Source organism: Salinigranum halophilum (assembly GCF_007004735.1).
Taxonomy (GTDB): Archaea; Halobacteriota; Halobacteria; order Halobacteriales; family Haloferacaceae; genus Salinigranum; species Salinigranum halophilum.
Genome location: NZ_SSNL01000009.1, coordinates 104,699 through 122,439, shown reverse-complemented (window position 1 = coordinate 122,439; position 17,741 = coordinate 104,699). Strand labels below are relative to the sequence as shown.

The following is a 17,741-nucleotide window of genomic DNA, read 5'->3' as shown; positions in this document are numbered from 1 at the left end:
GGCGAGCGACGGTGACGCGGTCAGGGTCGCCGGGCGGGGGTGACGCTGATGTCGCCCGTCGAGCGGACCGTGACGGTGCAGTCGGCGTAGACGAACGTCGTCATCGCCGTCGTCGACTCGTGGGTGACGAGGCCGGCGAGCGCGTCGGGGTCGACGGCGGTCAGGAGCGGCGGGAGGTCGGTCGGGGCGCAATCACGGAGCGCGGCGACCGTCAACACGACGGCCGTGCTCACGGCCTCGTCGGCGCGACAGCGGGCGCGATAGGTGGTCGTCGCGGGGTCGACCTCGAGGCGCTCCTCGCGCCACGTGGTGGTCAGTGCTGTCTCGGACGGCGCAGGGTGATCGGCGAGAGGCATATCAGGGAGTGGTGGGTGAACTGGGACGCGGGAGTCGGTCGTCGAGGAGTATCGAGCATCGGGTGTTATTTCTTCCGAAGATGTCCGGGTTCGTCTAGTTTTTGACGCATATTTTTTGCATACATTCAGTAAATAGTCGGGGTTCGGCACGGAGACAGGACGACCCGGTGCGGAGAGACGAACCGCCGCGGAGGCGTCACCCGACCACGCGCTCGGCCGCCGACACGGCCTGCTCGGCGTCGTCCGGCGAGACGCCCCGGGGGCTGAACGCCGCCCGCTCGTAGGCCGTCGTCAGCGTGTCGACGACGTCGGCGATGTCGTACCCGCCGTCGCGGACGGCGCGGAGGAACTCGCGGTGGGTGACGCGAACCGGGAGAGCGCTGTCCGCGGCGAGGTGACGCCGAACGGCGACGTACGCGTACTCGGTGGCGAGCCGCGGGTTCGAGGCCGCGAGCGCCTCGTGTGCCGCCCGGAGGTAGACCGCCGGGGGCGTCGTGTCCGCGGCGTCGGTCGGGTCCGGGCGGCCCGCATCGAGAAACGCCTCCGAGGAGAGGTCGTCGAGGTGGCGGCGGCCGGCGGCGGTGACCGGGCCGGCCCGGCGCCGCCGGGCGACGAAGACGAGCCCGGCCACGGCAACGAGGACGCCGACGGCACCGGCGATGAGTCCCGGGGAGAGGCCGACGTCGACGACGGGGAGGACGACCAGCACCTCGCTGATGCCGAGCGCCTCGCGGAGTTGGGTGATGACCGGCACCTCCGTCGCGGCCTCCGTGCGGGGTTCGGGGAGGGTGACGACGGAGGCGGTGCTCTGGGAGGGAGCGAGGTTGCTGGTCGGGTCGTCGAACCCGACGACGACACTGACCGTCGACCGCGACTCGTCGCGGTCGGGGAGGGTGAGCGACGTCTCGAACGTGCCGTCGGCCGCGGTTCGGACGGTCTCGACGACGGTCCCGTCGACGCGGATCTGGACCTGCTGGTCGCCGAGTGGTTCGTCGTTCGCCGTCGAGAGCGTTCCGGCGAGGAGTAGCTCTCGCCCGCGGGTAGTCACCTCGTCGAGGCGGACCCGCGTCGGCGTCGTCTGGACGGAGACGTTCGTGGTGGCGACGGCCGGCGCGAGCGCGCGGTCGGTGGCGACGAGGGCGACCCGGACCGGTTGGGTTCCGCCGCGGGCGTCCTGCGGCAACGGCGCGGCGAGGGTGTATCGCCCGTCGGCCGCCGTCTGCGTGGTGCCGAGCCGGAGGTCCCCGATGGCGACGACCAGCGTCACGTTGCCCGCGCCGACGTACTCCGTCGGCAGGGGCGAGGTGAGCGACGCCGGGAGCGGGAGCGCCCGAATCGCCGTCTCGTCGACCGAAACGGAGAGGTTCGCGGGGTCGGCGGGCGAGCCGCGCACCGTCGTGAGGTTCGTCACGTCGAGCGTGAGCGCGACGGTCTCGGGCCGTGAGACGGTCTGGAGGTCGCCGATAGCCACCCGGACCGTCGACGTCACGGGCGGCGTGCGGTTCGCCGCGTACGCCGCGCGCGCCTCGGCGGCGACGGCGGCAGTCAATCTGTCCCGGAAGGCGTTGACGTCGGCCGTCCGCGCCACGTAGCTCGCGGCGGTCGGGACCGTCGCGCCGACGCGGCCGGCGACCACGAACTCGTCGCCGAACGCGACGGTGGTCGGGCGCGCGTCGACGGAGACGGTGGGTGTCTCCTGTCTGACGAAGAGGTCGACCGTCGTCCGGTCGCCGAGGTACGCCGACTGCTCGTCGACGAAGAAGCGCGCCTCGACCGTCGCCGCGCCGTCGGGGACGGTCGTGGGGCGGTACACGACAGAGAACGAGCCGTTCGCGTCCGTCTGGACGGGGGTACGCTGGGTACCGACGATGAGCTGGCCGGACTCGTTCGCCAGGGGGATGCCGTCGGCGGTGGTGACCGTCCCCTGGAGTTCGTAGGGCGCGGCGAACGACCCGGTCGTGTTGGGGACGCGGAGCCGGAGCCGGGTGTCGACGAACTGCTCGTCGCGGACGGTCGCCTGCAGTGCCGTCACCTCGATGGCCTGCAGCGAGACGAGGCGGATGGTCTCGTTCTGGCGGTCGCTGCCCATCTCGGGCATGAGCGTGTAGTTGGCGACGAGGTTGTCACGGTGTTCGACCACCGCCTCGGCCTGCAGGTCCATCTCGCGGGCGAGTCGGCGCGACCGGAAGGAGTCGGCCGACCGGCGCGCCTCGCTGTAGTCCTCGCGGACGAGCGTGTAGTTCTGGACGGCCGTGATGTACGCGACCTGCTCGTCCCGGACGACGGCGTAGCGCTCGGCCGCCTCCTGGCTGACGCCGACGTCACCGCGGACGTCGTCGTAGCGACCGTAGAGGCTGTCGTACTCGGGGCCGAGCAGCGCGCGCGCCTCGGGATACTCGTCGGCGGCGAGGAGACGGGCGCTCCGCGTGAGCCGGTTCGACATCGACCCGACGAGGTACGACTCGACGGCCCGAGCGTTGCCGCGGCCGAGCGCCGTCCGCGGGTCCTCGTGGTCGACGACGGGGACCGGTTCGAACTGGCCGTCCGGGTCGCTCTCGTTCGTCGCGTTCGCCCCACTCTCGTTCGCGTTCTCGGGCGCCGCCACCTGCGTTTGAATCGGGGACTGTGCGTCGGGGCCGGACGCGTCGGAGTCGCTCACCGGGTCGACGACGGCGCCGACACTGGCGCTGATCAGGAGGAGGCAGACGAGGACGCTTGTCACCACCGCGGGGAGACGGGCGAGCACACCCTGTCGACGCCCGGTGACGGCAAAACGCTTGAGGCTCCGGCGGCTGGGTCGACCCATCGCCTACTCCGACGCGGCCGCTCCGGCCGTCGTCGCACCCGACGAGCCCGACGCGTTCGCGGCCGCGGTCGTCCCCGAAGCGGTCGCGTTCGTCGCCGTGGTCGTGTTCCCGCCCGTCGTCACGGTCGTGTTCAGTGGTCCCGCGCCGGTGCCCGTCGGCGCGTCGGTGCCGCCGGCGTCTGCGTCGACGCCGTCACCGACACCCACACCGGCACCCGCAGCAGGCGCGGACCCTGCGTCCGCATCGAGACCGAAGGGGTCGGTGACGTCCATCCAGAGGTGGACGGAGTCGACGGCGGACTCGCGGGAGACGACACCCGGGGCGCTGTCGAGGTAGAGCAGGTAGACGACGCGGATGTTGACCCCAGCCCACAGGGGTGTGACCTCGTGGCGGACGCCCCACGAACCCTCGTCCGCGACGGTCGCGGTGTACCGCTGGAACTCGTCCTGTCGGACGACCGCGCCGGTGTCGAGGTCGACCTCCTGGACGACGCCGACGACGGTGTAGGTGGTCTCGGCGCCGCGGTGGTTGTCGAGGCCGACGTACAGTTCGGCGGACTCGCCGACCTCGACCGCGCTCGGGTAGTTCTCGGCGAGGAGGCTCCCGTCGTCTTGGACGGCGAGGACGTACAGTTCGGTGAGGTCCTCGCCGCCGCGGGCGGTCGTCGTCGCGTAGCCGACGCTGCTGACCGCGACCACGACCACGACCGCGACCACGACGACGAGCAGGCGGTCGGCGACGGGTGCAGCCCGGAGTCTGTCGGTGCGCAGCCCCACGTGGTAGCGGAGTTCGGGTGGGAGCGCCCGCCAGCGCACGATCGCGAGCGCGATGACGAACAGCGTCACGGCACCCAAAAGGAGGAGAACGGGGGTGCGCGCGATGCCGGCGACGGTCGCCTGGAGGACGAACGCGACGAACGGCGCGACGACGATGCTCGTCCCGACGCCGAGGGCGAGCCGTTCGGGGAAGTCGAGCCCGCGGACGTCGAGGTGGTGGCCGTCGCGCGTCTGTGCGGCCCGCCGGGCGGGAAAGAGCGCCGACACGAGGGCGTAGCCCGGAGCGACGAGGACGAACAGGACCGCGAGCGGGACGACGAGCGGGTTCCCCTGGGGAAGTGCAACGGCGAGCGTCACCCACGTGGCGACGACGACGCCCGCGAGGACGAGGAGGTCCGGCGGGGCCTCGCGGGTCACAGCAGAGAGGAAGCGGCGGTCAGAAGACATTGTGTGAGGGACACGACGAGGGGGCAAAAGTATGGCTCGGCTACCGCCGGTGTGGGGCGGTAGGACGTTGTTAACGACCGCGAAAACCCTAATCCGAGCCTGATTCTCATGGATAGGTTGAATTACCCGCACGGCGTCCTGTCTACGAATGAACTACAGCCGACGTCTCTGGGGGGTGGTCGCGTTGCTCGTCCTGTTCGCTGTCGGCGCGCCCCTCCTCGAACAGCCCGTCTTCCTCTTCGCCGCCGCAGGGCTGTTGGCGTGGGTGCTCGCCCACGGCTACCAGTTCGTCGCGGCCGCCCGCTGGCTCGAGGGTGAACTCGTCGTCGAACAGACGCCCACCACGCCCGCGTTCGTCGACGAGGCACGCCCGTTCACCGTCCGGGTGTCGCTTCCCCGCCCCGTCGACCTCCGCCTGCGCGTCGAACCACGCGTCCCCGTCGCGGGCGACCCGACCATCGAACCCGTCGAGCTCGCACCCGGCGAGACCGCCGCCGAGTTGACGGGGACGCTCACGTGGCGGGTCGCGGGCGAGTATCGCTTAGAGCCGGCGTCGGTCCGGGTCGCCGACCGCTGGGGCCTGTTCTCGGCGACGTTCCGCGCCGGGGAGACACCGACGGCGCGAATCGACCCCCCACGACCACGCGACACCTACATCGCCGAGGGGGGTGCGAGCCTGCTGTCGACGCTCGGCCGGCAGCAGACGGTCCTCCGGGGGAACGGCTTCGACCTCGGGGAGGTGCGCGAGTACGTCCCCGGCGACGCCATCACCCGCATCGACTGGAAGGCGACGGCGCGGCTCGACGACCTCCACGTCCGTGAGTTCGAGTCAGAGACGGCCGTCGTCACCACGATGATTCTCGACGCGCGGGCGGGGCTCCACGCCGGCCCGCCGGGGGCGACGAAGTTCGACTACCTCCGGCAGGTGGCGCTGGCGCTCGTCGGCGAGTCGCGCAACTCCGGCGAGCCCATCGGCCTGTACGTCCTCGACGACGAGGGCGTCTCGGGTCTCCCGGCGCGCGCGACGGGCGAGCAGTACGAACGGCTCCGCAGACGCCTGTACGCCATCGAGACCGTCGAGGGCGCAGGGTCGGACAGCACGCGTCTCCACCGCCGCAGCCGACAGCGGACCCGGCGAGCCGCGCGGTCGCTCGAGGGTGACGAGACCGCGTTCGCCCGGCGACTCCGCCCGTTCCTCGCCGACGACGCGAGCGCGAGCGTCGAGTCCGACCGACTCTACCGCCTCCTGCGGAGCGGGCGGGCCCGGACGACGCTCGCCGGCGGGGGGACCGTTCTCACGGTCGTCCTCACCGACGACGCGAACCGCGCGGCGCTCAGAGAGAGCGTCCGCCTCGCCCAGCGCCGGGACGGTCACGTCGTGGTGTTCCTCACCCCGTCGGCGCTGTTCGACGCCGACGCCGACGACGCGGCCGACGCGCGCGCGACGTACGGTCGTCTCCGCGAGTTCGACACGTTCCGCCGCGAACTGTCCGGCATGGCCGGTGTCTCGGCGTTCGAGGTCGGCCCCGGCTCGCGCCTCGAACGCGTCCTCCGCGAGGCCGAAGCGCGCCGACAGCGCGTGGAGGCGCGCCCATGAGCGTGCCGGCACTCGCCGACGGGCGGGGGCGAGGAGCCCGAGACCGACTGCGTGCGGTGGTGCTCGGCGTCGTGGGAAGCGTCGCGCTCGCGGCGCTGTTGGCCCCGTCGTTCGGCGTGGCCGGCGTCGCCGGAGCCGCCGTCGTCGCCCTCGTCTTCGCCGTCCTCGGCGGCCCGTACGGGTACGCCGTCGGACAGGTGGTCGTCGCGGCGGTCTTCCCCGTGCCGCTGGACGATCCCGTGTTCGTGCCCGTCCAGGGCGCGCTCGTGCTCGTCTGCTTCGGTCGCCTGCTCGCGACGGCCCGGGTCGTCGAGACGGTCGGCGTCGCCCTCGGCAGCCTCGTCGTCGTCGGGGCGCTGCTCGTCGTCTCGCTGGGCTCGGTCGCCTCGCTCTGGCAGACGAGCCTGCTGCTCGTGTTCGTGGGGGCTGTCGCAACGGCTTTGTTCCGCTGGTACGAGCCACAGAGCACCACCGTGGAGGGCGCATGACATGAGCGAGGCGTCGACCGTCCGCGACGGCGAGGACCAGCGCGTGACCGAGTCGGGGCTCACCCGCGAGGAGCTCCTCGGCGAGGTCCAGCTGCTCGCCGCCGAGAACGCCCGCCTGCGCGCACAGCGTGAGAGCCGCGTCCGCCGGTCGTACCGGCGAGCCGCGGCCGGCTTCTTCGTTCTCGGGGTGCTCGCGGCCGTCGCCGCGCTCGCCGTCCCCGAGTCGCAGACGGTGCTGTTCTCGCTGGCCGGCGTGGGCCTGTTCGTCGGCGTGCTCACCTTCTGGCTGACCCCCTCGCAGGTCATCTCCGCCCCCGTCGGCGACCGGGTGTACAGCGCCTACGCCGCGACGGGGCGGGGACTCGTCACCGACCTCGACCTGCAGGAGACCGGCGTGTACGTCCCCGCGCCGACACACACGGCGGAGGCGGCCGACGTGCGGCTCTTCGTCCCTCAGGCTCGCCGCTTCGTCGTGCCGAAGGCGAGCGAACTCGAGTCGCTCCTCGTCGTGGGCGGCGACGACCGCGCCCGCGGCGTCTCGCTCGTCCCGACGGGCGCGGCGCTGCTCGCGGCGTTCGAGGAGGGCCGCGGCGACCCCGCGAGCACCGTCGAGGAGTTCGCGAGCCAACTCGCGGACGCGCTCGTCGAGGGGTTCGAACTCGTCGACGGCGCGACGGCGACCGTCGACCCCGACGGCGGGGCCATCACCATCGGCATCCGCGGGAGTTCCTTCGGTGCAGTCGACCGCTTCGACCACCCGGTCGGGTCGTTCGTCGCCGCGGCGCTCGCGGCCGAACTCGACACGCCCGTGCGGATGGAGACGCGGGCGGCTGACGACCGGCGGTCGGAGTTCGTCGTCGACTGTCGGTGGGGTGAGGTCGGTGAGTAGGCTGGGAGCCGACAGTGTGCACCGGTCGAGAGTCAGTAACCCACGACTGAAGTCGTGGGCTTGTCAGTGGACTCCTCTTCTGCCGTGAGATTCTCGAGACGCGAGAGAAACGCTCGGCACACGGTTCACCGACGCTAGACGAGCCCACCAGTGTACCGTCTGTGGCTGACGAGGGACCTGACGACCGCTCAGTCTGACGCAGGGACGACCTCGTCGACGCTCGGCGGGGCCACGCTGTCGACGATTTCGGCGACGATCTCCCGTTCCCCGCGTTCGCTGAGCATCGCGTCGGGGGTGAGCCCGAGGCGGTGTGCGAGCACTTCCGGGGCGAGTTCTTTCACGTCGTCGGGGATGACGTAGTCGCGGCCCGCGATGGCGGCGACGGCCTTCGAGCCATGCAGGAGGGCGAGCGACCCGCGCGGGGAGACGCCGTAGGCGACGTCGGGGTGTCGGCGCGTCTCACCGACCAGTTCGAGGATGTACCGCTTGACCTTCCGGTCGACGTAGACGTCGGCGACCGCCGCGCGAGCGTCAGCGATCTCGGTCGGCGTGACGACCTGTTCGACGACGCGTTCGTCCAGTTCGGGGTCGGCGTCGAAGCGGTCGAGCATCCTGAGCTCCTCGTCCTCGCTCGGGAGGTCGAGGGTGTACTTCAGCATGAAGCGGTCGCGCTGAGCCTTCGGGAGCTCGAACGTCCCCTCGATCTCGATGGGGTTCTGCGTCGCGACGACGATGAACGGCGACGGAAGCTGGAACGTCTCCCCCTCGATGGTGACGGTCTCCTCTTCCATCGCCTCTAAGAGGGCGGACTGGGTCTTGGGGGTCGCGCGGTTGATCTCGTCGGTGACGACGACGTTCGAGAAGATGGGGCCCTTCGTCACCTCGAACTCGCCCGTGGACTGGCGGTACACCTTCGTCCCGGTGATGTCGGCGGGAAGGACGTCCGGCGTCATCTGGATTCGTCGGTAGTCGAGGCCGGAGGCGCGGGCGAAGAGGTTCGCGAGCGTCGTCTTCGCGACGCCGGGGACCCCCTCGAGCAGGACGTGCCGGCGGGTGAGAAGCGCGACAGTGAGGCCCTTGACGACCTCCTCGCGCCCGACGAGCACGACGCCGACCTCGTCGACGAGGCGCTCGTAGAGTGCGGATGCGACGGTCATTGGCTACGGTTCGCCACACCGGAAGATAAGCGTTTTCGACACGTTCTCGCCGGTGAGATGTGGGGGAGTCCGCGCGGTCGCGTGAGCCGTCGTCGCGGTCGACCCGGCCACACCGCGGCCCACTCAGTCACCGCGGTCACGGCGGGCGTCGGTGAGTCGCTGGGCGACGACGGCCGCGACCCGTTCGACACTCGCGTCGTCCCAGTCGGGATGAGCGCGTCGGAGTGAGGCGCGGAGCGATGCCGCGTCCGCCCCGACAGTCGAGCGTCGATGCGGGCGACGGCCGCGGGTGCTGCCGAGGCCACGACCGCGCAGTCGAGCGCCGAGGTCCGGGGCGAACGCCCAGACGGAGACGGCGACCACCGCAGCCCCGACGAGGAGCGCCTGAAGCAGCGGTGTCCGCTGGACGATGCCGAGGGCGACGACGAACGGCGGGACCGTCGCCCCGTGGGTGAAGTCGAGGATGGTCGTCTCACGAGCCGTCACGAGGTTGTCGAGGAACTGCGCGTTGTCCGAGCGGTCGGCCATCCCGTTGAGGAAGAGGCTCGGGTCCGCGAGCGTCACCACCTGTCCGTCACCGATTCGTTCGGTCGTCGCGACGGGGTACGACCGCATGTCCTCCTCGAGGTCGAGCAGTGCGTTGCGTTCGTCGTCGAGGTACGCGAAGCCGGAGGTGGCCACGAGCACCTGTGCGCCGTTGGGTTCGACGGCGGTCGGGTGGTTGAGCGTGAGTTCGTCGACACCGCGGGTGAGCGGGTCGTCGCGGACGTCGCGGACGACGGGGAGTGCCGCCGTCCGGAAGAACGAACGCTCGTCGCGCAGGGGGCGGCCGTCGAGACGCGCGCCCGCGCCGACGCCGGCGAGGAGGTCGTTCGCCGCCGTCGGGTCGACGTCCGCGGCGACGACGAGCACGCCACCGCCCTCGACGAACGACCGGACGGTCGCGAGTTCCGCCGTGGTGTACGACGACGACGGCGCGACGACGACCGCGAGGGTCGACGGGGCGTCGGCCCGGTCGTACGCACGCGTGCTGACGGCGACGGGTTCAGCACCCGTCGCGGTCTCGGCGCGCTCACGGAGAGCCGAAGTGCCGTCCCAGTCGCTGTTGTAGGCACTGTACGTCGTCGGCGACGTGGTCGCGCCGGCGGCGGTGGCCACGAGGAGGACGACGAAGAAGGCCGCGAGCGCGGCGCGGGGGAGCAGCGCCTCCCGGTTCATGTCGGCACCGCCAGGATGGCCTGGAGCCGCGTGACCACCAGGTACCCGAAGCCGACGAAGCCCAAGAGGGCGATGACGCCGAGCCCCGACCGCCACTGCTGGATGCGGTTCAGCGGCGCTGTCAGCTCCGTGACGACGAGGAAGCCGATGAGCGACGCCACGTAGAACAGGTCGAAGTTCAGCGAGCCGAACGCCGACAGGAGGACGAGGGAGACGACGAGCCACCCCACGAGCAGGTAGAGGAAGCGGAGACGCGCAGAGAGCATACCAACGTTCACGGCAGCCGATAGCTTGTATCTTTCCGGACGGGTGTCGGCACGTCGCACGGGCAGCGTCGGGACGTGGGGGCGAGGACGAGCATGGCCCGGTCAGCGAGCGTCGTCGCCGGCGGCGTCGACGCCCGTCTCGGTGAGGTCAGTCGTCGTCGGGCCCGTCGTCTGGGTCCGGCTGGCCAGCGTCGCTCCGGCGAGCGTCACGGCGCGCCGGCGGAGGTACTTCGTGGAGAGCCGTTCACACGAGCCACCCAGCAACAGCTTCGAGAGCTTCGGGATGAACGACGAGTAGCGGATGCCGGACTCCTCGTCGCCGTAGCGCGCGTGCATCGGCACGTTGCGGACGCGGAGGTCGTAGACGTTCAGATGCATCAGCAGGTCGTTGAGGAACCCGTAGCCGTCGTACAGGTCGTCGACGTCGATGGTCTCGAGCGCCTGCCGCGAGATGGCGGTGTAGCCGTTCTGTGGGTCCGAGAGCGACCAGTAGCCGCTGGCCGCACGGGTCAACAGCGTGAGGACGACGTTGCCGAACAGGCGGAACGGCGGCATGCCGGTCCACGAGTCGAGACTGGAGAGACGGTTGCCGACGGTGTAGTCGGCCTCTCCGCGGACGACGGGCCCGACGATCTCGTGGAGGATGTCGGGGTCCATCTGGCCGTCGGCGTCCATCACGGCGACGACGTCGATACCGTCTTCGAGCGCCCGGCGGTAGCCGTTCTTGACGGCGGCACCGCGGCCCTGGTTCACCTCGTGGTGGATGGTGACGACGCGTGGGTCGTAGCTGTAGCCGCCGTCGCCGACGACGCCGGCGAGGAGAGGCTCGGCGTCCGCCGCGGCGGCGTTGGCCGTCTCGGCGTGCGCGAGCATCTCGGTCCACGTCTCGTCCGACGAGCAGTCGTCGACGATGTACGCACGGTCGACGAACGCGGGGAAGCTGTCGATGACGCGGCCGACGAACCTGGCCTCGTTGTACGCGGGGACGACGACAGCGATGGTCTTACTGCCTAACATGGAGGGCCTCTGTGAGAGTCGGGAGCGCGACAGTGGTCATGATGTTCTCGACCGGGACAACGTCGAGCGGACCCTTTGTTAGCGCTATCCGACCAGTCGGTTAGTGAAGGTCAATATTTCGCACTCGCCGGCGCACCAGGGGTTAGGTCGTTCCTGCACCGGATGCCACCGGGACGCACCGGCGGCGAGAGCGCGGCGCGGCTGTCTGTCCGGAGCGAGGGGACGGCGGCGAGACGGGCGACGACGCCGGGCGGGGGAGCGGCGCGGAGACGAGGAAGCAACGGTGGCCGGGAACGAGAGACGAGACAGGAACGAGAAGTAGTGCAGAAGACGGGAGACGAGACAGGAACGAGAGACGGTGCGAGAAGCGATCAGAGCGCGGAGGTCGGAGTCGACAGCTCCGCCTCCGTCGGCGAGGTCGGTGTCGGGTCGTCGGGCGCGTCCTCGCTGACACGGGCGGCGACGAGGTCGGCGTACAGCGCCTCGATATCGCCCGCGATGCGGTCCCAGTCGAAGCGTTCGTGGACGAGTTCGCGGTTCCGCGCGCCGACGACTGTCCGGAAATCGGCGTCGGTCAGGAACGGGCGGATGGCGACGGCGAGGTCGTCGGGCGTCGCCGCGACGGGGACGATAGCGCCGTGGTCGTCGGTGACGAAGTCCGGGAGCGCGCCGACGGGCGTGGTGACGACCGGGAGCTCTGCGTGCATCGCCTCCAGGACGACGGTCGGGAGGCCCTCCGAGACCGACAGCAGGACGAACAGGTCCGACACCTGGTACGCGGCGAGGAGTTCCTCGCGGGGGAGGCCGGAGGCGAAGCGGACGCGGTCGTCGGCGAGGGCGTGGAGTCGTTCGGCGTACGCCTCGTCACCGGCACCGATGACGAGCGCCTGGCAGTCGACGTCGGCGAGGGGCCCGACGAGCGTCTCGACGAGCAGTTCGGGGTTCTTCTCGGGGACGAGCCGGCCGACGAACAGCACCGTGGGCTTCGTCGGGTCGAGGTCGTACTTCGCGCGGAACGCGTCGACGACGTCGGGCGCGACGTTCACCTCGTTGAGGTCGATGCCGTTGGGGATGACCGCGACCTTCTCGCTCGGCACGTCGAACTCGCGGTGGAGGCGGGCGGCCTCGGTCTCGCCGAGGACGATGATCGCGTCACAGCGGTCGAAGACCCGCTGGGCGAACGGGCGGTACGCGCGCGAGACGAGTCGGGCGAAGAGGCTGGTGAAGGGTTGGAAGCCGTGGACGGTGACGACGACGGGCACCTCGGGGGGGAGCGCGAAGACGGCTTCGAGCGACGAGAGCGTCCACGGGCTGTGGAGGTGGTAGACGTCGGCGTCGCTCGCACGGAGGCGGCGGAACAGTTCGAGCGAGAACGGGTTTCGCAGGACGGACGCGTCGGTCCGGCAGTAGGTCACCCCGTCGAGTTCGGTGGGGACGGCCGCGCCGCGGAGGCTCTCGTCGGTCGTCACGACGTGGGTCCGGTGCCCACCCTGTGTGAGCGACTCACAGAGACGGGAGGTGTAGTACTCCAGCCCGCCGTACATCGGGAGATAGTGGTGGTTCACGTGCGTGACGTTCATCGACCATAGGAGGGAGAGCACCCACATTGTAAGGCCGTTCGTAGCGGCCGTTAGCGGGCTGCTACCGCGCGGAGCGCTTCGAATGCGGGTCGGTACGGGTCGAATAACTAACCCCCGAACGCCCGACCTGAAGGCCAGTAAATGGGACAGCAGACACACCACGTCGAGCGGGCGGAACAGCGCGTCGAGGGCGACGAGCGGGTCACCCTCTGGTACTTCATCGGCGCGCTCGCGGTGGGCGGAGCGGAGCGGACGCTCGTCGACCTCGTCAACAACGTCGACCGCGACCGGTACGACGTGACCATCTGGACGATGTTCGACGACAACCGCCTCGCGCCCGACGTCGACCCCGCGATTCCGATTCGGACGCTGGGGATGAAGAACGCGCGCGACGGCGACACGTTCGTCGGCGGAGCCACGAACCCGCTCGACTACGTCCGCGTCCCACTGCGGTTCGTCCGCGCGGTCCGCCGCGAGCGCCCGGACATCGTCCAGTCGTTCCTCTTCTTGGACAACACCGTCGCCCGCATCGCCGGCCTCGCCTCGCCGGAGACCCTCGTGGTCACAGGCGCGCGCGGGCTCCAGAACCGGACGAACCCCGTGGTGAAGGCGGTCGACCGCCTCCTCATCCCGCTGTCGGACTACATCGTCTCGAACTCTGTCTCGGGCGCGCGCACGTACGTGCGACGCGGGGCGAAAGCCGACCGCGTCGACGTCGTCCACAACGGGCGGAACCTCGACGCGTTCGTCGACGCGTCGCCCGCGCCCCTGCGCGAGGAGCTGTCGATCCCCGCCGACGCGCCGCTCGTCGGCATGGTGAGCCGTCTCGTCCCGAAGAAGGGTCAGGTCGACCTCGTCGACGCGTGGCCCCGAGTGCGGGAGTCACACCCGGACGCCCACCTCGTTCTCGTCGGCGACGGTGCCGAACGGGGGGCGCTGGCGGCGCGGGCCGCGTCGCTCGGCGTCGCGGACAGCGTCCACTTCACCGGGAACCGCGACGACGTCCCGCAGGTGCTCGCCGCCCTGGACGTCTTCGTCTTCACGTCGTACAGCGAGGGGCTCTCGGGGGCGCTCTTGGAGGCGATGGCGGCCGGCAAACCCATCGTCGCGACGGGTATCGTCGAGAACCGCGAACTGGTCACCGACGGCGAGACGGCGACACTCGTGCCGACCCACGCGCCCGACGCGGTTGCACGGGCGGTCGTCGCCCTCCTCGCCGACCCCGGACGGGCGGCCGCGCTGGGACGGGCCGCACAGGCCGAGGCGGTCGAGCGCTTCTCCCTCGAGCGGATGGTCGAGAACTTCGAGGCGTTCTACGAGTCGGTACTGACCGACTGAGCGTGCCGAACACACCCCGAGGTTCCCCCGGACGACGACGGAATCGTCGGGGTGCCGAGTGGCTCGACGTATCGCTGCTGTGGCTCTCAAATCTGATATCAAATTAGTTCGGTTTCGGCAAGTACAGTTCGGAAAAAATGACCTTTGGCGTCACCAGAGTTGATTAATAGCCTATTATCTCAGCGATTCGTCTCGAAAAACCGCAAGACAGCGCCGATGTCAGCCGAGCTAAATAAGACGCGCCTGATAATCAGAATTGCATGATAGTCAGATTTTTCAGAATATTTTTCAAACAATAAGCTTATGTAATTAACCTTCTCATAACCGAGTGGATGGCACGCGACAAGCAACGAGACTCCGATCAATCTACGGACGGAATCCGGCTCGGCCGCCGCTCGTATCTCAAGATGAGCGCGACGGCCGTCGCCGCGGCGGCGGCGTTCGTCGGCCACGAGCAGGTGACGTCCGTTCCGAAGCAGGCGGCCGTCACGGTCCACGGGTACGGGGGCCGACCGGTCGTCCAACAGCACGGGTCACAGACGGTCAACGCCGTCTCGGGCGGTTCGCTGGCACAGCTCAGCGTGGCGACCGAGACCGAACCGAACGACACCAAGGCGACGGCACAACGGGTGGGGGTCGGCACCTCGCTCGAGGCGACGCTCACCCCTGCCGAGGTCGACTGGTACGCCTTCGAGGCGGCACGGGGCGCGCACGTCGTCCTCGAACTCGACCGCGCGGCGGCGGATGGCATCACGGCGCTCATCCTCTACGGGCCCGATGGCGACTACCTCAACCTGCGCTACACGGGCAGCGACGTCCCGGCACGGGTCGACCTCGACAGCGCGCCGACGTCGGCGACCTACTACGCGCAGGTCGTCGACATCCAGGAGGGGAGCGGCGACTACACGCTCGACGTGATGGACGGCGACGCGGTGACGCCGACCGAGACCCCGACGCCGACGCCCACACCGACGCCGACCGAGACCCCGACGCCGACCCCGGTGGACGACACCTTCGGGAAGCAGGGGTACGGCAAGTACGGCTACGGCGGTATCTCGTCGTAGCCGCACCGAGCGGCGAACGACACGGCACACGACGACAACGGCACGCGAACCAGACACCCACACGGCACGCGAACCACAGACGACACCCACGACACAGCACGAGACCATGACGAGTAACCACGAGTACGACACCCCCGAGCCCGGCACGCTCGACTGGCACATCCCCCTGAACGACAACTTCGAGAAGCTCGACACGGACGTCGAGATTCGCGACGTCGACGCGAACAGAGCGAACTACGAGGCGAAAGCCGGCGCGAAGTTCTTCGCGACGGACACCCAGAAGGTGTACGTCGGCGACGGCTCCGCGTGGGCCCACGTCGGCGACGTCGCGAAGTTACCCGGCGACGTCTACGTCCAGTCGGCGGAGCCGGCAGACCCCTCCGACGGGGACATCTGGATCCAGACGAACTGAGCCAGCGCCATGACGACCTACTACATCGACCCGGCCAACGGCAGCGACGCGAACGCGGGGACGTCCCCCACCGACGCGTTCGCGACGTTCGGACCCGTCGAGAGCGACGGCGAGAACGCCCTCGGTCCGGGAGACACGGTCAAGCTCCGCGACACTGGGGTCCTCTATCCGCCGTCGAAGCCCGTCTGGTGGCAGACAAAAGGGACGGCCTCCGAGCGCATCGTCATCGAGGCGTACGAGGACGAGCGCCCGGTCATCGACTGCTCGAACTACGACGGCCACGGCATCGACCTCTGGGGCGTCCAGCACATGACGTGGCGAGGCATCGAGGTCCGCAACGTCGGCAAGAACGCCATCCGGTGTAACGGCACCGACGGGCAGGCCTCGCGGAACTGCCTGTTCGAGGACATGGAGATCCACCACTACGGGAACACCTCCCAGTGGAACGGCAACGGCCTCATCTTCTACGGGCGGTCGTTCGACCACACGATTCGCGACGTCGTCTGCCACCACGGCGCGGACGACGGCGACTCCGACGGCTTCTACATCGGCGGGTCGAACTCGGCGGGGCGAAGCGGCGGCCACACCTTCATCCGGTGTGAGGCGTACCGCAACGCCGACGACGGGTTCGACTTCTTCGACAACGACCCCGAGCGCCCCTCGGTGATGGTCGACTGTCTCGCCTACGAGAACGGCACGGACGGTGACGGCGCGGTCGGCGACGGCAACGGTTTCAAGGTCGGTGGCGGCTGGGGGACGGGCGGGAACGTCCTCAGGCGCTGTATCGCCTGGGACAACACCGCACGCGGGTTCGACACCAACGGCTCGTCGGTGACGAACGAGTTCTACCACTGCACCGCGTGGAACAACGGCACGTACGGCTTCCACTTCACCGGTGACACGGACCCCGACCACTACGCGCGCAACTGTGCGTCGTTCGACAACGGTAACCAGGAGGTCGGCTCGCTCTGGAACGTCAACTCGGGGTCGAACACCTGGGACCTCGGTATCGAGCGCCCCTCGTTCGTCTCGACGGACCCCACCTCCCCGGACTTCGTCCAGCCGACGGCCGACAGCCCGCTGGTCGACGCCGGCACCGACGTCGGCATGGACTACTCGGGCGAGGCGCCCGACATCGGTGCCGTCCCCGCCGGGGACGTCACGACGGAGCCGACCCCGACGGCGTCGCTCATGATCGGCGACGGCGGGACCTACGTCGAACCCGTCGGCGTCCGGTACTTCGACGGGAGTGCGTGGCAGAGCGCCGCGCTCAGCGTCGCACAGGACGGCGGGTTCGTCGAGGCGATGGGGAGCGTCCCCTACGACGGCTCGGCGGACTCGGACTCGCCCGATTCGGGCTCGGACGGTTCCGAGTCGGATTCGGGGTCGACGACCCCGAGCGGTGTCCTCGAAGACTTCGAGGGCGACCTCTCGGCGTACGCCGGCGACACCGGCGCGTTCTCGCGCTCGTCGAGCCGCCCCTACGCGGGCGACGGCCACCTCGAGTCGTCGAGCAACGGGGGCATCTGGCACACCGGCCTCGACACCGAAATCGGCGCGACCTACGACGTCCGCGTCTGGCAGTACGGCGGGACGTTCGCGCAGGTGCTCTGCTGCGTCGACGAGGCTTCGACCGGGAAGGACGACCTCTCCGGCTACGGAATCGAGGTCGACTTCGGCTGGAGCAAGGAGCTCTCCATCGTCCGGTACGACGACGGGGCCACGACGACACTGGCGAGCCAGTCCTGCGAGCAGTACCCCGAGTCGTGGAACCGCGTCGAGTTCTCCCTCGACGGCGACGGGAACATCGCCGCGAGCGCGTCCACCGAAGACGGCACGGAGTTCGCGACGGTCTCGGCGACGGACACGGCGTACACGAGCGGGGCGCTCGGGTTCGGTGCCGACAACACGTCGGTCTCGTTCGACGACCTGAGAAAACGCTGAACGGTGGACCGCGAGTGCGGGACGGCCCGCCCTCGTAGTCCCGCCGCGCGCGACGCACACCGCGACCGAACCGACAGCCGCCGGCGAGCGGCGTGAATCGATAGCCGACCCCGAGCGGCGACCCCACTGCACCGCCGACAGAGACGGAGACGGGGACGGGACGACGGGCCGGTCAGGCGGCGGAGACGGGGGTGTCCGTCCCCGCTGCCCTGGTCTCGTCTGTCTCGGCTGTCGACTCTTGCGGCACGGTTGCGGTGCCAGGGCGGGCGCGACGACCTCGCGCCCGCACACAACGCGCGAACGAGAGTCGAATGTAGCAGTTTCTCGCAGTCGGATGCGTATCGGCCTCTGTCTCGACCGACGGCGGACAGTCGAGGCGAGCGCG

Annotated in this window: 14 protein-coding genes and 1 pseudogene; 7 read left to right on the top strand and 8 right to left on the bottom strand. The window is 70.0% G+C overall.

Going from position 1 to position 17,741, the window contains the following annotated elements; all coding sequences use genetic code 11:
• Positions 1 to 20 precede the first annotated feature (20 nt).
• The 3 genes from E6N53_RS20360 to E6N53_RS20350 form a co-directional block, all read right to left on the bottom strand.
• The gene (locus E6N53_RS20360; protein ID WP_136591699.1) at positions 21 to 356 is read right to left on the bottom strand and encodes a HalOD1 output domain-containing protein; all 336 of its coding nucleotides are present in this window, start codon (positions 354 to 356) and stop codon (positions 21 to 23) included.
• A 196-nt stretch (positions 357 to 552) separates the two neighbouring features.
• Complete coding sequence (locus E6N53_RS20355; protein WP_142861236.1) at positions 553 to 3,102, bottom strand: DUF4129 domain-containing protein; 2,550 nt, start codon at positions 3,100 to 3,102, stop codon at positions 553 to 555.
• A gap of 63 nt (positions 3,103 to 3,165) precedes the next feature.
• The gene (locus tag E6N53_RS20350) at positions 3,166 to 4,386 is read right to left on the bottom strand and encodes a DUF1616 domain-containing protein (protein WP_142861235.1); all 1,221 of its coding nucleotides are present in this window, start codon (positions 4,384 to 4,386) and stop codon (positions 3,166 to 3,168) included.
• Between the two features lie 148 nt (positions 4,387 to 4,534).
• On the opposite strand from E6N53_RS20350, the gene E6N53_RS20345 reads away from it, so the two are divergent.
• The 3 genes from E6N53_RS20345 to E6N53_RS20335 are packed head-to-tail and all read left to right on the top strand — an operon-like array spanning position 4,535 to position 7,360.
• Positions 4,535 to 5,983 carry a DUF58 domain-containing protein gene (locus tag E6N53_RS20345; RefSeq protein ID WP_142861234.1) on the top strand — a complete coding sequence of 483 codons (1,449 nt, stop codon included), beginning with the start codon at positions 4,535 to 4,537 and terminating at the stop codon, positions 5,981 to 5,983.
• Positions 5,980 to 6,471: a hypothetical protein gene (locus E6N53_RS20340; protein ID WP_142861233.1), complete on the top strand. Its 492-nt coding sequence runs from the start codon at positions 5,980 to 5,982 to the stop codon at positions 6,469 to 6,471. The genes E6N53_RS20345 and E6N53_RS20340 overlap by 4 nt, the downstream gene beginning before the upstream one ends.
• 1 nt (position 6,472) lies before the next feature.
• Positions 6,473 to 7,360 carry a DUF7982 domain-containing protein gene (locus E6N53_RS20335; protein ID WP_142861232.1) on the top strand — a complete coding sequence of 296 codons (888 nt, stop codon included), beginning with the start codon at positions 6,473 to 6,475 and terminating at the stop codon, positions 7,358 to 7,360.
• A gap of 188 nt (positions 7,361 to 7,548) precedes the next feature.
• Here the strand turns inward: E6N53_RS20335 and E6N53_RS20330 are convergent, their stop codons facing one another.
• The 5 genes and pseudogenes from E6N53_RS20330 to E6N53_RS20310 form a co-directional block, all read right to left on the bottom strand.
• Positions 7,549 to 8,517 (bottom strand): AAA family ATPase, encoded by a 969-nt coding sequence (locus tag E6N53_RS20330; protein WP_142861231.1) that lies wholly within the window; start codon positions 8,515 to 8,517, stop codon positions 7,549 to 7,551.
• 123 nt (positions 8,518 to 8,640) lie between these two features.
• Positions 8,641 to 9,735 carry a DUF4350 domain-containing protein gene (locus E6N53_RS20325; RefSeq protein WP_142861230.1) on the bottom strand — a complete coding sequence of 365 codons (1,095 nt, stop codon included), beginning with the start codon at positions 9,733 to 9,735 and terminating at the stop codon, positions 8,641 to 8,643.
• Complete coding sequence (locus E6N53_RS20320; protein WP_136591707.1) at positions 9,732 to 10,001, bottom strand: DUF8044 family membrane protein; 270 nt, start codon at positions 9,999 to 10,001, stop codon at positions 9,732 to 9,734. Before E6N53_RS20320 ends, E6N53_RS20325 begins: the two co-directional genes overlap by 4 nt.
• A gap of 222 nt (positions 10,002 to 10,223) precedes the next feature.
• A pseudogene (locus E6N53_RS20315) lies at positions 10,224 to 11,018 on the bottom strand (glycosyltransferase family 2 protein); the annotation flags it as partial.
• A gap of 371 nt (positions 11,019 to 11,389) precedes the next feature.
• A complete protein-coding gene (locus E6N53_RS20310; protein WP_161596614.1) occupies positions 11,390 to 12,598 on the bottom strand; it encodes a glycosyltransferase family 4 protein in 1,209 nt (402 codons plus the stop codon).
• Between the two features lie 141 nt (positions 12,599 to 12,739).
• Here E6N53_RS20310 and E6N53_RS20305 point away from each other — a divergent pair, with 141 nt between their 5' ends.
• The 4 genes from E6N53_RS20305 (at position 12,740) to E6N53_RS20290 (ending at position 17,356) form a co-directional block, all read left to right on the top strand.
• The gene (locus tag E6N53_RS20305; RefSeq protein ID WP_142861227.1) at positions 12,740 to 13,936 is read left to right on the top strand and encodes a glycosyltransferase; all 1,197 of its coding nucleotides are present in this window, start codon (positions 12,740 to 12,742) and stop codon (positions 13,934 to 13,936) included.
• Positions 13,937 to 14,268: 332 nt separating this feature from the next.
• Complete coding sequence (locus E6N53_RS20300; protein WP_142861226.1) at positions 14,269 to 15,000, top strand: carbohydrate-binding protein; 732 nt, start codon at positions 14,269 to 14,271, stop codon at positions 14,998 to 15,000.
• Between the two features lie 106 nt (positions 15,001 to 15,106).
• Positions 15,107 to 15,412, top strand: a complete 306-nt coding sequence (locus E6N53_RS20295) for a hypothetical protein (protein ID WP_136591712.1) — start codon at positions 15,107 to 15,109, stop codon at positions 15,410 to 15,412.
• 9 nt (positions 15,413 to 15,421) lie between these two features.
• The gene (locus E6N53_RS20290) at positions 15,422 to 17,356 is read left to right on the top strand and encodes a right-handed parallel beta-helix repeat-containing protein (RefSeq protein WP_142861225.1); all 1,935 of its coding nucleotides are present in this window, start codon (positions 15,422 to 15,424) and stop codon (positions 17,354 to 17,356) included.
• Positions 17,357 to 17,741 lie beyond the last annotated feature (385 nt).

Bases quoted from the DNA above. Each gene is read 5' to 3' on its own strand.
- E6N53_RS20305 (WP_142861227.1), top strand. From the start codon at position 12,740: ATGGGACAGCAGACACACCACGTCGAGCGGGCGGAACAGCGCGTCGAG.
- E6N53_RS20310 (WP_161596614.1), bottom strand. From the start codon at position 12,598: ATGAACGTCACGCACGTGAACCACCACTATCTCCCGATGTACGGCGGG.
- E6N53_RS20335 (WP_142861232.1), top strand. From the start codon at position 6,473: ATGAGCGAGGCGTCGACCGTCCGCGACGGCGAGGACCAGCGCGTGACC.
- E6N53_RS20345 (WP_142861234.1), top strand. From the start codon at position 4,535: ATGAACTACAGCCGACGTCTCTGGGGGGTGGTCGCGTTGCTCGTCCTG.
- E6N53_RS20295 (WP_136591712.1), top strand. From the start codon at position 15,107: ATGACGAGTAACCACGAGTACGACACCCCCGAGCCCGGCACGCTCGAC.
- E6N53_RS20325 (WP_142861230.1), bottom strand. From the start codon at position 9,735: ATGAACCGGGAGGCGCTGCTCCCCCGCGCCGCGCTCGCGGCCTTCTTC.
- E6N53_RS20300 (WP_142861226.1), top strand. From the start codon at position 14,269: ATGGCACGCGACAAGCAACGAGACTCCGATCAATCTACGGACGGAATC.
- E6N53_RS20350 (WP_142861235.1), bottom strand. From the start codon at position 4,386: ATGTCTTCTGACCGCCGCTTCCTCTCTGCTGTGACCCGCGAGGCCCCG.
- E6N53_RS20330 (WP_142861231.1), bottom strand. From the start codon at position 8,517: ATGACCGTCGCATCCGCACTCTACGAGCGCCTCGTCGACGAGGTCGGC.
- E6N53_RS20320 (WP_136591707.1), bottom strand. From the start codon at position 10,001: ATGCTCTCTGCGCGTCTCCGCTTCCTCTACCTGCTCGTGGGGTGGCTC.
- E6N53_RS20290 (WP_142861225.1), top strand. From the start codon at position 15,422: ATGACGACCTACTACATCGACCCGGCCAACGGCAGCGACGCGAACGCG.
- E6N53_RS20340 (WP_142861233.1), top strand. From the start codon at position 5,980: ATGAGCGTGCCGGCACTCGCCGACGGGCGGGGGCGAGGAGCCCGAGAC.
- E6N53_RS20360 (WP_136591699.1), bottom strand. From the start codon at position 356: ATGCCTCTCGCCGATCACCCTGCGCCGTCCGAGACAGCACTGACCACC.